This is a genomic window from Streptomyces sp. NPDC101776 (assembly GCF_044766845.1).
In the GTDB taxonomy this organism is placed as follows: domain Bacteria; phylum Actinomycetota; class Actinomycetes; order Streptomycetales; family Streptomycetaceae; genus Streptomyces.
In genome coordinates, this window is record NZ_JBIWMV010000004.1 from 609,415 (window position 1) to 624,103 (window position 14,689).

Here is a 14,689-nt window from a genome sequence, read left to right on the forward strand (position 1 = left end):
CTTACGCGGAGGTGCCGATCCGGAACACGTGGTCGCCGGCCGTCTCTGCCTCGGTGCCGTCCGTGTACACGGCGGTGACCTTGTAGAAGACGGTGGTGTCGGTCGGCGCGCCGGTGTCCGAGTAGTGGTCGCCGAGCCCGACGGGAGTGTCGGTGAGCAGCGTGTAGGCGCCGGTCGAGGTGTCCCAGCGGTAGACGTTGAAGCCGGTCGCGGTGCCGTTCGGGTCGCGCCGGGCGTTGTAGTCCACCCGGATGTCGGGACCCTGGGCGATGTCCGTCGCGTCCACGTACAGGGCACCGGAGGAGGACTCGTCCGGGTAGGTCTCCGTCGGCACGATGTCGAGCTCCGTGACCTCGACGCCGGCGGCGGAACCGAGATCCAGGGTGTTGCCGTCGTGGTCGACGGCCACGACCACGTACCGCAGCTTCTCCCCGTCGGGCAGGCTCACGTCCCGGTTCTGGGACCAGATGCTGCCGAACGGAAGGGTGTCGGTGATGTCCGTGTACGTCCAGGCGCCGTCGACGTACACACCCCGGTGGATCCGGTAGTCGGCGAAGTCCCCGGCCGGGCTGTCGTCCCAGTCGAGCCGGACGCCGTACCCCATCGGCGTCGCCGTCAGGCCGGTCACCGCGGCGGGGGCGGTGTAGTCGCCGACATGGTCGATGGTGACCGAGTTCGAGACGGGGCCGAAGTTGCCGTGCCGGTCCACGGCCCGGACCCAGTAGGTGTGCGTCGTGGAGCGCTCGATCTCCGTGTCCGTGTAGGACTCTCCGGCGATGGAGCTGTCCAGTCCGACGCCGTCCCGGTAGACGGAGAAGTACGCGATGTCGTCGTCCGCGTCCGTGCTCCAGGTCCAGTTCAGGGTGACGCCGCGTTCCCCGTCGACGGCCGTCACGTCGTCCGGGGCGTAGACCGGGGCGACGGTGTCGATGTCCTCCGACCAGTACTCGGCCGTGCCCGAGGGCGGTGACGCGTTGCCGTGGGTGTCGACGGCGGTGACGACGTAGTAGAAGGGCTCGCCGGTCGTGGGCAGGTCCTCGATCCAGACGCTGTCGCTGATCGGCGTCGGGCCGCTCACCAGGTTCGCGGCGGTGACGGCGACGGGGTATCCCGTCGACCGGTACACCCGATAACCGGCCAGGTCGGACTCGGTGTTCGAGCCCCAGTACAGGCGCGCCGTGATGACGTTGCCGATGGCCCAGTTGTCCTCCACACCGGTGGGTGCGGCGGGAGCCGTCGTGTCGACGGTGGTGACACCCTGGTCGGCGGTGCCGGTCGACTCGCGGCCGGCCTTGTCGTAGGCGCGGACCTCGTAGTAGTAGGTGTCGCCCGTCTTCGGGAGCGCGCTACCGGTGTACGACGTGGCGGTGGTCGTCGCCAGCGGTCTGCTGCCGAAGGAGGCACCCTTGAGGCGCCGGTAGACGTGATACCCGGCGAGGTCCATCTCCTTGTTCTTGGACCAGGTGAGCTTGGCCTTGCCGGTGGTGGTGTCGTACGTCACTGAAGTGCCCGTCGGGGTAAGCGGCTTGACCTTGTCGACGGTCGCCGAGGTCCGGGGCGCGTACGTGAACTTCACCGTCGCCTTGCCGGTCCAGTTGACGTAGTCGACGCGGAGGGTGTGTTTGCCGGACGGGACGGTGACGTTGACGGTCTTCTTGACGGTCGACGTGACGTTCTTCCACAGGTCGATCTTGCGGCTGCCGTCGAGGTAGACGCGGATGCCGTCCTGGGCGGACGCGGCGAAGGAGAAGGGGCCGCCGGAGCCGAAGTCGCGGGTCACGGACCAGCGGACGCCGAAGTTGTCCTTGGGGAGTCCGGTGGCGGGGGCGCCGGTCCAGTTCTGGTCGATCGCGTTGTCGCAGTCCGTCTTCTTGGGGGTGCCCTTGAAGGTGGTGTTCGCGAAGAACTGCCGTTTGTGGACCGGGGAGGCGCAGGTCGTGGCTGCGGAGGCGGTCGCGGTCGCGCCGGCGAGCAGACAGCCCGCGATGGAGAGGGCGACGGTGACGGCCGTCGCGGGTCTTGCTGGGTTCATGCGTACCTCTGTGGGATCGGGCACGGCGACAGGTGGCCGTTGACGATCACGACTCGCGAGGAACGGACTTGGTTGTGCTGATCTTTGCCCGTTCATGAACTCCCGTTGAGTGAAGGGTCGGTAAAGAGCGTTTGGATGGGATTCCGCAGCACCTCCACATACCAAACGGAACGTGCTGTTGCCATCTCGTTAAGTGGTTCCGCTTGACGCCGGTGGTGGCAGCCGCGTTGGCTTTTCAGTCACCTGGGTTGCAATGCTGCACCCTCGTCCGGACGGCACCAGAAGTGAGCACCCCAATGCGTCGTATCGCCATATCCGTGGCCGCGTCCTCGCTGGCCCTCCCGCTGGCCGCCTGTGGCGTGCTCAACTCCTCAGGGAGCAGCGCGGAGGAGACTCCGGCGAAGGGCAACGACATCACGGTGGGCGTACTGATGCCCGAGAAGACGAACACGCGGTACGCGGAGTTCGACTACCCGATCATCAAGTCGACGGTCTCCGAGCTGACCAGCGGCAAGGGCAAGAGCGAGTACGCCAACGCCAGTGGCGACGCGAAGATCCAGGACGGCCAGATGCAGAAGATGATCGACAGCAAGGTCGACGTCATCCTGCTCGACGCCGTCGACTCGCACCTCATCCTGCCGATGGTGAAGAAGGCCAAGGCCGCGGGCATCCCGGTCATCGCCTACGACCGCCTGGCCGAGGGGCCGATCGACGCGTACATCTCCTTCGACAACGAACTGGTCGGCGAGGTGCAGGGGCGCTCCCTGGTGGAGGCGCTGGGCGGCAACGTCGACACCTCCGACAAGATCGTGATGATCAACGGCTCGCCGACCGACCCGAACGCCGGACAGTTCAAGGCGGGCGCGCTCTCCGAGCTCCAGGGTAAGGTGACGATCTCCGAGAGCTACGACACGAAGGCGTGGAGCCCCGAGGTCGCGCAGGCGTCCATGACCAAGGCGATCGACAAGCTCGGCAAGGGCAACATCGCGGCCGTGTACTCCGCCAACGACGCGATGGCCGGCGGCGCCATCAAGGCCCTCCAGGCGGCGGGCGTGACCACGATGCCGCCGATCACCGGCCAGGACGCCGAACTCTCCGCCGTGCAGCGGATCCTCACCGGCGAGCAGTACATGAGCGTCTACAAGCCCTACCCGGACGAGGCCGAGGCCGCCGCCAAGGCCGCGGTGTCCCTGATCCAGGGCCACGACATCGAGTTCGACTCCCTCACCCGCGACACGGTCGACAGCCCCACGAACAAGAAGATCCCGGCCCAGCTGGTCTCCGTGGTCGCGCTGACGAAGGACAACATCAAGTCGACGGTGGTCGCGGACGGGATCTACAAGGTCTCCGACATCTGCACGACCAAGTTCAAGTCGGCCTGCGCGGCGCAGGGGTTGAAGTAACCCGCCCGCCCCGCAGGGGAGTTCACGCCACCCGCGTGAACTCCACGGTCACCTCCGGCGGGCCCCCGGCCACTCCCCGGTAGATCCCCTTGTGCGGCGTCACGTCGTCGTAGTCCCGCCCCCGCCCGACCACCACATGGGACTCGTCGGGCCGGGTCCGGTTGGTCGGGTCGTAGCCGGACCAGTCGCCCGCCCAGTACTCCACCCAGGCGTGGCTCTGGCCGGCGACCGGGCGGTGCAGCTCCGCCTCGCTCTCGGGGTGGAGGTAGCCGGAGACGTAGCGCGTGGGCAGACCCAGGCTCCGCAGCAGGGCGATGGTGACGTGGGCGATGTCCTGGCAGACGCCGGCGCCCTGTTCCCAGGCCTCGGCGGCGGAGGTGTTCACGCCGGTGACGCCCGGGAGGTACGACACCCGGTCGGCGACCAGCGCCGAGACCGCCACCGCCGTCTCGTGCGGGTCCAGGCCCGTGGCCGCCTTGCGCGCCTTCTTCAGCAGCTTCGGCGGGACCGTCGTACGGACCGTGGGGCCGATGAACTCCAACAGGCGGGAGTTCGTGGTGCGTTGGCCGATCTCCTGCCAGGTGGGGGCGGGGGCCGGTGCGTCCGGCGGGGACGTCTCGACCAGGCTCGACGCGGTGATCGTCAGGTCCGCGTGCGGGTCCATCAGGTCGAAGCCGGTGACCTGGGTGCCCCAGTAGTCCCAGTACGACCAGGTGGGGGTGGTGGGGTTCACGGTCACCCGCGCGTCCAGTGTCGTCTGGCCGGGGAGCGTGAGCGGGGTCATCCGCACCTCGTTGTGCGAGGACACGGCCGCCTGGGCGTACGACACGCGCGTGGTGTGACGGATGCGAAGCCTACGGGTCATCTCAGGCTCCTTCCTGGGCCCACTCGACGGGCCCCTGGTACGGGAAGAACAACTCCGCGACCGCCTCCGCCGAGGCCATGCAGGCGTGCTGCAAGTCCTTGAGGAGAGCGGGGAGTTGTTCCTCCAAGGCGTGCGAGTCCAGGTATTCGAGGCGGGTGCGGAGCCGGCCGATGGGACGGCGCGCGGGGTCCTGGCGCTGGCGGCCCAGCGCCGTGAGGCACTCCTCGGCCGTCGTCAGCGCGTGCAGCGCCGAGCGCGGGAAGTCCCGGTCCAGGAGCAGGAATTCGGCCACGCGCGGGGTGTCCCCGAAGCCGCCGTACACGCGCGCGTACGCCTCGTCGGCGCCCGAGGCGCTCAGCAGCGTCGTCCAGTCGGGCGCGTGTGCCGCGTCCAACACCCGTACCGACAGCAGCCGTACGGTCATGTCCACCCGCTCCAGGCTGCGGCCGAGGACGACGAAACGCCAGCTGTCGTCGCGGCTCATCGTGGAGTCGGCGAGGCCGAAGAACAACGCGGCGCGTCTGCGCACGAGTTCGAGATAGGCGTAGGGGCCCGTACGGCGGGCCGCGAGGCGTTGGTCGGCCAGCGCGTGCCAGGTGGAGTTGAGGCACTCCCACATCTCCGAGGAGACGGCTTCCCGGGCGCTGCGGGCGTTGAGGCGGGCGGCGCCGAGCGCGCCCTCGATGGAGCAGGTGGAGCGGGCGTCGAACGCGAGCTGGTCCAACACCTGCTGCATGTCCACGCGTTGGCCGCCCGCGTCGACCCCGAGGATCGCGTACAGCGACCGGCAGGCCACGTCCTCGTCGCGCCAGGGGTCCTCCAGCATGCGGTGCAGATACGCGTCGAGGATGCGCCCGGTGGTGTCCGCGCGCTCGACGTAACGGCCCGTCCACGTCAGGGCCTCGGCTATCCGGGAGAGGATCACGTCGTTCACTGCTGCTGCGCCCCTTCCTGTACGACCGTGGGGTTGCCGTCGGGACCGTGCTGGCGGGGTGCCACCTCGGGCGGCCGGCCGTCCTGGGCCAGTGGCTCGGGCTGTTCGGCGGGGCCCTCCGCGAGCACCCAGGTGTCCTTGGAGCCGCCGCCCTGGCTGGAGTTGACGATCAGGTTGCCCTCCTGGAGGGCGACGCGGGTGAGGCCGCCGGGGAGCACCCAGACGTCGGTGCCGTCGTTCACGGCGAACGGGCGGAGGTCGATGTGGCGCGGTGCCATGCGTTCACCCGCGAGGGTGGGGGAGGTCGACAGGGCGACGGGGCGCTGCGCTATCCAGCCGCGCGGGTCGGCGGCGACGGCTTTGCGAGTGCGTTCGAGGGTCTTCGCGTCCGCCTTGGGGCCGATGACGATGCCCTGTCCGCCGGCGCCGTCCACCGGCTTGATGACCAGGCGGTCGATCTGGTCGAGGACCGCCTCCAACTGGCCGGGCTCGTCAGGGCGGTACGACTCCACGTTGGGGAGAATCGGTTCCTCTGAGAGGTAGTAGCGGATGAGGTCGGGGACGTAGGTGTAGAGGAGTTTGTCGTCCGCGATGCCGTTGCCAACGGCGTTCGCGAGTGTGACGTTCCCGGCCTGGGCGGCGTTCATGATGCCCGGGCAGCCGATCACCGAGTCGGGGCGGAAGTGCAGCGGATCGAGGAAGTCGTCGTCGAGCCGCCGGTATACGACATGGACGGGGACCTCGCCGCGGGTGGTGCGCATCCACACCCGGTTGTTGCGGCACGTCAGGTCGTGCCCCACCACCAGTTGCACGCCCATCAGCCGCGCGAGCAGGGCGTGTTCGAAGTAGGCGGCGTTCCCCGGCCCCGGGGTGAGGACCACGACCCGGGGGTCCTGGGTGCCGGCGGGCGCGGCGGCGCGCAGCGCGGCCAGCAGCCGCCCCGCGTACCCGTCGACGGGGACCACGTGCTGCTCGGCGAAGAGGGACGGGAAGATCCGCGTCATGGCCCGGCGGTTCTCGATGACGTACGACACCCCGCTGGGGACCCGCACGTTGTCCTCCAGCACCCGCAGGTCCCCGGCCTCGTCGCGGACGAGGTCGATGCCGGCGACGTGGATGCGGACCCCGCCCGGTGGCTCGACGCCCTGCGCGGCCCGATGGAAATGAGCCGAGTTGAGGAGCAGCCGCCAGGGCACGACCCCGTCCTCGAAGGCGCGGCAGTGGGAGTAGGCGTCGGAGAGGTAGGCCTCAAGTGCCCTGACCCGCTGGGCCACTCCGCGCTGGATGAGATCCCACTCCAGCGCGTCGATGATCCGCGGCACCAGGTCAAGCGGCCAGGGCCGTTCCTCGCCCGCGAAGGCGTAGGTCACGCCGCGGTCGGTGAACGCGCGGGCCATCTGGTCCGCGCGGAAGCGCAGTTCACTCGGCTCGATGGGCTGGAGTGCCGCCAGTACCGGCTCGTAGGCGGTTCTGACCTCACCCGGCCGCACAAACATCTCGTCCCACGCATCGGCCAATGCGTATGCGTCAAATATGTCCGCCATGAGGGGACGTTAAGTGCGATACGTAACACGGCGATCTCTGAGTGATTTCCGGCAGCTCACGCGGAAAGTGATACGACGAGGGACTCGGTGCTACTGGCCGGACACCCCCCCAGCTTGTTGCAAGGTGAGGCTCGGAGGCCGGGAGATAGCGGGCGATATCGTCGGTTTTCGGGGTCCGTTCGAGGGGAAGCCGTGTTGCGGAGCAGGTCCCGTCCGCGCATAGTTGCGCTGCAAAGAGCCGGGAACCGGGGGTGGGATGGGCGATGGCCGGGCACGGGACGGACGAGCATCCACACGGTGCTGACCGACTCTGCGACGCCGGGGAGCGTGTGTACTCCCGGGCCGTACGACGGGGCCGGGTGCCGCGCACGGACGCCGAACCGGTGCCGTGCCTGCTGGAGTTGGCCCTCCTCCACCCCGACCCCGACGACATGGCCTGGCTGGTGCCGACCTCCCCGCAGGAGGTCATGACCCGGCTGCTGCGCGGGGTCTACGACGAGGTCAGCGAGAGCCACCGGCGGGTGGGTTCGGCGGTCGAGGCCTTCGAGCTGTACGCCGGTCTGGGCCGCCGGGTGCAGGCGTCCGCGGCGGCGTCGGGCTCCCTGGAGGGCGCCGCGATCCGCGTCCTGGACGGCCTCTCGCGCATCCAGGCGGCGATGGACGACGCGACGGAGGCCTGCACGGGCGAGGTCCTCACCGTCCAGCCCGGCGGCATCCGCCGCGAGCCGGAACTCACGGAGGGCCTGCACCGGGCGGTGGCGCTGCGCTCGCGCGGGGTCCGGATGCGCGACCTGTACACCCACGTCGCCCGGCACGGCCAAGGCCTTCTGAACTACCTGGAGTTGATGGGCGACGCGGTCGAGGCGCGGACCCTGGACGAGGTCGTCGACCGGCTGATCCTCTTCGACCGCACGGTCGCCTTCATCCCCGCAAACGCCGACCACACGATGGCCCTGGAGCTGCGCCACCCGGCGTTGATCGACTACTTCGTCACCGTCTTCGACCGCCTGTGGCGCCTGGCGATCCCGGTCGCCGCTCCCCTGCCGGACACCGGCATCGAGGGCATCTCGCACCGGGAGCAGTCCATCGCGGCGCTGCTCGCGGACGGCCACCAGGACGCGGTGATCGCGGAGCGGCTGGGGATAAGCGTGCGGACCTGCCGCGCCCATATCGCCCGCTTGTCGGAGACGCTGGGCGCGGCCAGCCGTACCCAACTCGGTGTGCGGATCGCCCAGGCGGGCCTGGACGGCACCGCGTCACGTTTGCCGGACGTCCCCGCGCAGCTCACGCCGGTGGATCAAGAATCCCCGACTGCCCTATGAGATAGCCGAGTTGGGCCCGGCTCTCGCTGCCGAGGGTGGCGGCCAGCTTGGCGATGTGGACGCGGGCCGTGCGGATGTTCATGCCCAGCCGGTCGGCGATCACCGCATCGGTGTGGCCCTCGACGAGGAGGCCCGCTATGGCGCGCTGGCGTTGGCTGATGCCGTTCGGGGAGGGGCGCTGGACCGCGTCGGGGTACATCGGGACGGCGAGGTGCCAGAGGCGGTCGAAGACCGTGACGAACCAGTCGATCAGCGAGGGGTGGCGGACCTCCAGGGCGAGGCTGCGGTCCCGGCTGGCGGGGATGAACGCCACCCGCCGGTCGACGACGATGAGCCGCTCGGTGACCTCGTCGAGGGTGCGGGCCTCCGCGTCGCCGCGCAGTTGCTCGTAGCGGGCCAGGACGACGGGTCTGTGGCGCTGGGTGTGCTGGTAGAGGGTACGGATGCGGCCGCCGCGGTCGAGGAATGCCTGGTCGCGTACGAGGGCGACGGCCTGTGCCTCCGGGCTGCGCGGGCCGACGTGCGGCTGGATGGCGAGGAGTTCGTCCGTGGCGTCCGCCATGGCCTCGGTGATGGCCTGGTTGATGCGGTCCCTGTCACCGAGGACGGTGAGCGTCGGGTTCGCCGTGGCCGCCGTACGCGAGCCGTCGAGCCGGAGCAGCGGCGCGAAGGCGCTCTCCAGGCGCTCCTCGCGGCGCCGCTCGTCCGCGATGCGCTCGGCGGACCGCCGTAGCAGACGGTGGAGGACGGCGGCGGGGGCGACCGGCCGCAGGTGGTGGGGGTCCCCCACGTCCGGATGCAGCAGTCCGAGGTCGATCAGGCACGGTGCGGTGTTCGCTTCTTCGACCGGGGCCCGCCCGTCGCGCAGCGCGCGGACGTACAGGCTGAGGCCTTCCGCGCACAGGTCCTCCGCTCCGTGCGTGTGTGCCTCGGTCACGGTCCGCTTTCTCCCTCCTGCGCCGGCTGGTCCTGCTGCAGGATCCCCGACTGGGCTATGAGGAAGCCGAGCTGGGCGCGGCTGCCGCTGCCCAGGGCCGTGGCGAGCTTGGCGATATGGGCCCGGCAGGTGCGCACGTTCATGCCCAGGCGCCGGGCGATGGCCTCGTCGACATGGCCCTCGACGAGCAGCTTGGCGATGGAGTGCTGGATGTCGGTGATGCCGTCGGCGGCGGTCTCGTACGGACTGCCGGCGCTCAGCGGGACCGCGCGGCTCCACATGAACTCGAAGACCTTGATCAGGTAGCTCACCAGCCCCGGGTGCCGCAGCTCCAGGGCGACCTGGCGGTCGTCGCGTATCGGGATGAAGGCGACCGTCTCGTCACAGATGACGAGGCGCTCGACCAGCTCGTCGATGGTGCGGTACTCCACCTTGCCGTTGGCGAACTGGTCCACGTAGGCCAGCCGCTCCGGGATGTAGCGGGCGGTGTGCTGGTACAGCGTCCGGATTCGTACGCCGCGGTCGGTCAGGGTCTTGTCGCGCTCCAGACCCTCCATGATCCGGCGTTCGGGATGGCGGACGCTGGGCTGGACGGTCAGTACCTCGTTGCGGCACTGGTCCGTGGCCAGGTCGAGGGCTCCGTTGATGCGGTCGAGACCCTCCAGCACGGTGATCGAGTGCTCGGGGGTCGAGCCCTGGGCGGTGAGCGTCATGAACGGCTCGAACACCTCGGCCAGCACCATGGACGTGCGCCTGCGCTCGGAGATCTCGCGTTCCAGCGGGTTGAGCCGCAGCGACAGCGCCAACGAGGGAGGCACCGGCCGGAGCCAGTTCTCGTCGTCCGGATCGGCGTGCAGCAGGGCGAACTCCATGAGGCAGGGAGCGCCCGCCACATCCGCGCGGGCTACGCGTCCCGTGCGTAGCGCGTTGGCATATATGCGTCTTCCTTCCTCACACAGTTCAGCAATGGTGTGGGGATGTGTCTCTTCTGTCGGATTTATAGTCAAATCTCCACCCCCCAGGGTCCTGAACATGCAGGAACATGATGCACTCATTGTGTGGTCACGACGTGCCTGAATGAGCCATCGTCTTATCAGACGGGGGAAGAGGGGACCTTCAAGTGAGGACGAAGCCAACTATGCGTAAGAGAATGCTTCGCTCGGTGCTTGTCGCCGCCTTCTCCGCCGTTGTGGCCTTCGGAACGCTGAGTGGCCTCTCTGGTGCGAAGTGCGACATGCGGGCGGGGGACACCCAATGGTCGTCGGTGAGGGCCGACGCGGTTGTCGAAGACGTCGTGGCCACACCCGGCGACACCCAATGGTCCTGACATGACGACTCCTCCCGACGACCGCTCCTTCCGCCGCGAGATGGCCACCGCCTATCGCTCCGGCTGGCACTTCATCGATCTGGCCACCGCCATCCCCCACAGCGGTGACTCGCTCATGGTGACCGTGTTCGGTGAGCCGGTCGTGGTGACGCGGGACGAGGACGAGGACGTCCGGGCGTACCGGTGTCTGCGACGGCCCCGGGGGGCGCCGCAGCCAGTGCGATGCGCCATCCGGTACGGAATGATCTTTGTGAATCTTGACCAGCGAGACCACCGGCTGGTGGATACGGATGCCCCCGACATCCAGACCATCTCAGCCACCCCCCGCAGTGCCTGACGCGATTCCCCCGTCGTAACAAGATCGCTCAGGTGCTTCCCCCCGCAGCGGCGTCACCGTGACCTGAACACGGTGACGCCGCTGCAGTTTGTGCGGAATGTTCTGGTATCTGCCCATCCCGGGTGGCTGAAAATCGGCGCTTCAGCTTTTCCCCGCCGCCTTCCCCAGCGCCCGTGTCAGCTCGATCTCGATCACCACCCGGGACGGGTTCGGCGACGGCGTCCGCCCGTAGCGCCCGGCGTACCGGCGCTCCGCCTCCGCGACCCGGTCGGGTTCCGCGTGCACGAAGGCCCGGCCCTCCAGCGTCGCCCAGCGCCGCCCGTCCACCTGGCACACGGCGACCCGTGCCCCGAGGGGGCCGGCGGCCAGCACGTTCAGCACCTTCCTGCTCGACTTGTTCGCGATGACCCGAGCCAGTCGCGCCTCCGGGTCGTATGTCACTCCGACGGGAACGACATGCGGGCTGCCGTCGGGGCGCGGAGTCGTGAGGGTGCACAGATGCCGTTCCTGCCAGAAGGTGAGGTACGACGGGTCGGGAGCGCCCGGGTCCACCGGATGTACGGCCATGGTCCCGGAACTTAGTCCCCCGATCCGCCCCGCCACTGCCTTGAGTGGAATAGACTCAACTTTATGCACGTTGACCGAGTCAGTCCGTGTACGAAGGTCGTAGGAGGAGGAGCACCGGAACGTGGACGCCGAGCTGACCAACAGGAGCCGGGACGCGATCAACGCGGCCAGCAAACGTGCGGTGACCGGGGGGCACGCCGACCTGACCCCGGCCCACCTGCTTCTCTCGCTGCTCGCGGGGGAGGACAACGAGAACATCACCGACCTGCTGGCCGCCGTCGACGCGGACCAGGCCGCCGTACGGTCCGGGGCCGAGCGCGTGCTCGCGGCGCTGCCCAGCGTGACCGGTTCGACCGTCGCGCCCCCGCAGCCCAGCCGTGAGCTGCTGGCCGTGATCGCGGACGCGGGTGAGCGCGCGAAGGAACTCGGCGACGACTATCTCTCGACCGAGCACCTGCTGATCGGGATCGCCGCGAAGGGCGGTGCGGCCGGGGACGTACTCTCCCAGCAGGGGGCCGGCGCGAAGAAGCTGCTGGACGCGTTCCAGAAGAGCAGGGGAGGGCGCCGGGTGACCACACCCGACCCCGAGGGGCAGTACAAGGCGCTGGAGAAGTTCGGTACGGACTTCACGGCCGCCGCGCGCGAGGGCAAGCTCGACCCGGTCATCGGGCGGGACCAGGAGATCCGGCGGGTCGTCCAGGTGCTGTCCCGGCGCACGAAGAACAACCCCGTCCTCATCGGCGAGCCCGGCGTCGGCAAGACCGCCGTCGTCGAGGGCCTGGCCCAGCGGATCATCAAGGGGGACGTGCCCGAGTCCCTCAAGAACAAGCGGCTCGTCTCCCTCGACCTCGGCGCGATGGTCGCGGGCGCGAAGTACCGCGGCGAGTTCGAGGAGCGGCTGAAGACCGTCCTGGCCGAGATCAAGGACTCCGACGGCCAGATCATCACCTTCATCGACGAGCTGCACACGGTCGTGGGCGCGGGCGCCGGCGGCGACTCCGCGATGGACGCCGGCAACATGCTGAAGCCGATGCTCGCCCGCGGCGAGCTGCGCATGGTCGGCGCGACGACCCTCGACGAGTACCGCGAGCGCATCGAGAAGGACCCGGCGCTGGAGCGCCGCTTCCAGCAGGTGCTGGTGGCGGAGCCGAGCGTCGAGGACACGATCGCGATCCTGCGCGGCCTGAAGGGACGCTACGAGGCGCACCACAAGGTCGTCATCGCGGACAGCGCGCTGGTCGCCGCCGCGTCCCTCTCCGACCGCTACATCACCTCCCGCTTCCTCCCGGACAAGGCGATCGACCTCGTCGACGAGGCGGCATCGCGCTTGCGGATGGAAATCGACTCGTCCCCCGTCGAGATCGACGAACTGCAGCGCTCCGTCGACCGGTTGAAGATGGAGGAGCTGGCCCTCGACAAGGAGACGGACGCCGCCTCGATCGAGCGCCTGGAGAAGCTGCGCCGCGACCTCGCCGACCGCGAGGAGGAACTGCGCGGCCTCAACGCCCGCTGGGAGAAGGAGAAGCAGTCCCTCAACCAGGTCGGCGAACTGAAGGAGAAGCTCGACGAACTGCGCGGCCAGGCCGAACGGGCCCAGCGCGACGGCGACTTCGACACCGCCTCCAAGCTCCTGTACGGCGAGATCCCCACCCTGGAGCGCGACTTGGAGGAGGCCTCCCAGGCGGAGGAAGAGGCCTCCAAGGACACCATGGTCAAGGAGGAGGTCGGCCCCGACGACATCGCGGACGTCGTCGGCGCCTGGACCGGCATCCCCGCAGGCCGCCTCCTGGAGGGCGAGACCCAGAAACTCCTGCGCATGGAGGAGGAGTTGGGCCGCCGCCTCATCGGCCAGCGAGAGGCCGTACAGGCGGTCTCGGACGCGGTACGACGCACCCGCGCGGGCATCGCGGACCCCGACCGCCCCACCGGCTCCTTCCTCTTCCTGGGCCCGACGGGCGTGGGCAAGACGGAACTGGCGAAAGCCCTCGCCGACTTCCTCTTCGACGACGAGCGGGCCATGGTCCGCATCGACATGTCGGAGTACGGCGAGAAGCACAGCGTGGCCCGGCTGGTCGGCGCCCCGCCCGGATACGTCGGCTACGAGGAGGGCGGCCAGCTCACGGAGGCGGTGCGCAGGCGGCCGTACTCGGTGATCCTGCTGGACGAGGTCGAGAAGGCGCACCCGGAGGTCTTCGACGTCCTGCTCCAGGTACTGGACGACGGCCGCCTGACCGACGGCCAGGGCCGCACGGTCGACTTCCGCAACACGATCCTGATCCTCACGTCCAACCTGGGCAGCAACTTCCTGATCGACCCGAGCACCGGCGAGGACGAGAAGAAGGCACAGGTCCTGCAGATGGTGAGGGCCTCCTTCAAGCCGGAGTTCCTCAACCGTCTGGACGACATGGTGGTCTTCTCGGCGCTCAACCGGGAGGAACTGGGCCGTATCGCGGCCCTCCAGCTCGACCGCCTGGCCAAGCGTCTCGCGGAACGCCGCCTCACCCTGGAGATCAGCGACGAGGCCCTGACCTGGCTCGCGGACAACGGCAACGACCCGGCGTACGGCGCGCGACCGCTGCGGCGGCTGGTGCAGACGGCGATCGGCGACCGGCTCGCCAAGGAGATCCTGGCGGGCGAGGTCAAGGACGGGGACACGGTACGGGTGGACGCGTTCGGTGACGGCCTGATCGTGGGGCCGGCGACGGGCAAGACGCTGTAGGTGACACCGTAGGGCCCTGGGCCGACCGGATCAGGTCAGCCCAGGGCGGACAGTCCCGGCAGGGGTTGCCACCCCCCTCCCCGGATGGGGGAGGATGGCGGAATCCGTACGAAGGGAAATACACGGTGAGCATCGACCCGTCCTCGATTCCGAACTTCGGGGGCCAGCCCGAACCGCAGCAAGGACCGGCGGGCCCCGTCGTCCCGGATCAGGACCTTGTGAAGCAGCTCCTGGAGCAGATGGAGCTGAAGTATGTCGTCGACGACGAGGGTGACCTCGCGGCGCCGTGGGAGCAGTTCCGTACGTACTTCATGTTCCGTGGCGAGGACGACCAGCTCGTCTTCTCGGTGCGGACGTTCTACGACCGTCCCCACGAGATCGACGCCAAGCCCCAGCTGCTGGAGTCCATCGACGACTGGAACCGCCGCACCCTGTGGCCCAAGGTCTACAGCCACACCCACGACGACGGCACCGTCCGTCTGATCGGTGAGGCGCAGATGCTGATCGGCACCGGCGTCGACCTGAACCACTTCGTCTCCTCGACGGTCAGCTGGGTGCGGGCCGCCATCGAGTTCGACCGCTGGCTCGTCGAGCAGCTCGGTCTCACCGAGGAGGTCGACGAGGCGGTCGAGAAGCCTGAGGACGAGGGCGACGAGGAGTAGACAACCTCGGTCCCTTTCGACCTGTGTGAACGTAACGGCG

At 69.1% G+C, this 14,689-nt stretch carries 12 protein-coding genes; 5 read left to right on the top strand and 7 right to left on the bottom strand.

The window, feature by feature from the left end; translation table 11 throughout:
* Position 1: 1 nt before the first annotated feature.
* Entirely contained in the window at positions 2-2,032 is a 2,031-nt protein-coding gene (locus ACIRRY_RS18100; protein ID WP_403973423.1) for a fibronectin type III domain-containing protein, read from the bottom strand.
* A gap of 296 nt (positions 2,033-2,328) precedes the next feature.
* On the opposite strand from ACIRRY_RS18100, the gene ACIRRY_RS18105 reads away from it, so the two are divergent.
* A complete protein-coding gene (locus ACIRRY_RS18105) occupies positions 2,329-3,435 on the top strand; it encodes a substrate-binding domain-containing protein (protein ID WP_403973425.1) in 1,107 nt (368 codons plus the stop codon).
* 22 nt (positions 3,436-3,457) lie between these two features.
* On the opposite strand, the gene ACIRRY_RS18110 is transcribed toward ACIRRY_RS18105, so the two are convergent.
* Genes ACIRRY_RS18110 through ACIRRY_RS18120 form a run of 3 tightly spaced genes read right to left on the bottom strand, consistent with a single transcriptional unit; the run spans position 3,458 to position 6,778 of the window.
* Positions 3,458-4,300 (bottom strand): transglutaminase domain-containing protein, encoded by an 843-nt coding sequence (locus ACIRRY_RS18110; protein ID WP_403973427.1) that lies wholly within the window; start codon positions 4,298-4,300, stop codon positions 3,458-3,460.
* 1 nt (position 4,301) lies between these two features.
* The gene (locus ACIRRY_RS18115; RefSeq protein WP_403973429.1) at positions 4,302-5,234 is read right to left on the bottom strand and encodes an alpha-E domain-containing protein; all 933 of its coding nucleotides are present in this window, start codon (positions 5,232-5,234) and stop codon (positions 4,302-4,304) included.
* Entirely contained in the window at positions 5,231-6,778 is a 1,548-nt protein-coding gene (locus tag ACIRRY_RS18120; RefSeq protein WP_403973431.1) for a circularly permuted type 2 ATP-grasp protein, read from the bottom strand. The genes ACIRRY_RS18115 and ACIRRY_RS18120 overlap by 4 nt, the downstream gene beginning before the upstream one ends.
* A gap of 263 nt (positions 6,779-7,041) precedes the next feature.
* On the opposite strand from ACIRRY_RS18120, the gene ACIRRY_RS18125 reads away from it, so the two are divergent.
* Positions 7,042-8,100: a LuxR C-terminal-related transcriptional regulator gene (locus ACIRRY_RS18125; protein WP_403973433.1), complete on the top strand. Its 1,059-nt coding sequence runs from the start codon at positions 7,042-7,044 to the stop codon at positions 8,098-8,100.
* Here ACIRRY_RS18125 and ACIRRY_RS18130 read toward each other — a convergent pair.
* Together ACIRRY_RS18130 and ACIRRY_RS18135 are read right to left on the bottom strand one after the other, a co-directional pair.
* The gene (locus ACIRRY_RS18130) at positions 8,063-9,037 is read right to left on the bottom strand and encodes a LuxR C-terminal-related transcriptional regulator (protein ID WP_403973435.1); all 975 of its coding nucleotides are present in this window, start codon (positions 9,035-9,037) and stop codon (positions 8,063-8,065) included. The genes ACIRRY_RS18125 and ACIRRY_RS18130 overlap by 38 nt on opposite strands.
* The gene (locus ACIRRY_RS18135; protein ID WP_403973438.1) at positions 9,034-10,071 is read right to left on the bottom strand and encodes a helix-turn-helix transcriptional regulator; all 1,038 of its coding nucleotides are present in this window, start codon (positions 10,069-10,071) and stop codon (positions 9,034-9,036) included. Before ACIRRY_RS18135 ends, ACIRRY_RS18130 begins: the two co-directional genes overlap by 4 nt.
* Positions 10,072-10,365: 294 nt before the next feature.
* On the opposite strand from ACIRRY_RS18135, the gene ACIRRY_RS18140 reads away from it, so the two are divergent.
* Positions 10,366-10,701, top strand: coding sequence for a hypothetical protein (locus ACIRRY_RS18140; RefSeq protein ID WP_403973440.1), 336 nt, complete (start codon positions 10,366-10,368; stop codon positions 10,699-10,701).
* A gap of 141 nt (positions 10,702-10,842) precedes the next feature.
* Here the strand turns inward: ACIRRY_RS18140 and ACIRRY_RS18145 are convergent, their stop codons facing one another.
* A complete protein-coding gene (locus ACIRRY_RS18145) occupies positions 10,843-11,268 on the bottom strand; it encodes a pyridoxamine 5'-phosphate oxidase family protein (protein ID WP_403973443.1) in 426 nt (141 codons plus the stop codon).
* Positions 11,269-11,389: 121 nt separating this feature from the next.
* Here ACIRRY_RS18145 and clpB point away from each other — a divergent pair, with 121 nt between their 5' ends.
* Both clpB and ACIRRY_RS18155 read left to right on the top strand, forming a co-directional pair.
* Positions 11,390-13,987 (top strand): ATP-dependent chaperone ClpB, encoded by a 2,598-nt coding sequence (gene clpB / locus ACIRRY_RS18150; protein WP_403973446.1) that lies wholly within the window; start codon positions 11,390-11,392, stop codon positions 13,985-13,987.
* Positions 13,988-14,112: 125 nt separating this feature from the next.
* A complete protein-coding gene (locus ACIRRY_RS18155) occupies positions 14,113-14,649 on the top strand; it encodes a YbjN domain-containing protein (protein ID WP_403973449.1) in 537 nt (178 codons plus the stop codon).
* The last annotated feature ends 40 nt before the right edge of the window (positions 14,650-14,689 follow it).

What these genes read in the sequence shown, in the direction of transcription:
- ACIRRY_RS18100 (WP_403973423.1), bottom strand. Translation starts at nt 2,032, where the DNA reads ATGAACCCAGCAAGACCCGCGACGGCCGTCACCGTCGCCCTCTCCATC.
- ACIRRY_RS18105 (WP_403973425.1), top strand. Translation starts at nt 2,329, where the DNA reads ATGCGTCGTATCGCCATATCCGTGGCCGCGTCCTCGCTGGCCCTCCCG.
- ACIRRY_RS18110 (WP_403973427.1), bottom strand. Translation starts at nt 4,300, where the DNA reads ATGACCCGTAGGCTTCGCATCCGTCACACCACGCGCGTGTCGTACGCC.
- ACIRRY_RS18120 (WP_403973431.1), bottom strand. Translation starts at nt 6,778, where the DNA reads ATGGCGGACATATTTGACGCATACGCATTGGCCGATGCGTGGGACGAG.
- ACIRRY_RS18125 (WP_403973433.1), top strand. Translation starts at nt 7,042, where the DNA reads ATGGCCGGGCACGGGACGGACGAGCATCCACACGGTGCTGACCGACTC.
- ACIRRY_RS18135 (WP_403973438.1), bottom strand. Translation starts at nt 10,071, where the DNA reads ATGTTCAGGACCCTGGGGGGTGGAGATTTGACTATAAATCCGACAGAA.
- ACIRRY_RS18140 (WP_403973440.1), top strand. Translation starts at nt 10,366, where the DNA reads ATGACGACTCCTCCCGACGACCGCTCCTTCCGCCGCGAGATGGCCACC.
- ACIRRY_RS18145 (WP_403973443.1), bottom strand. Translation starts at nt 11,268, where the DNA reads ATGGCCGTACATCCGGTGGACCCGGGCGCTCCCGACCCGTCGTACCTC.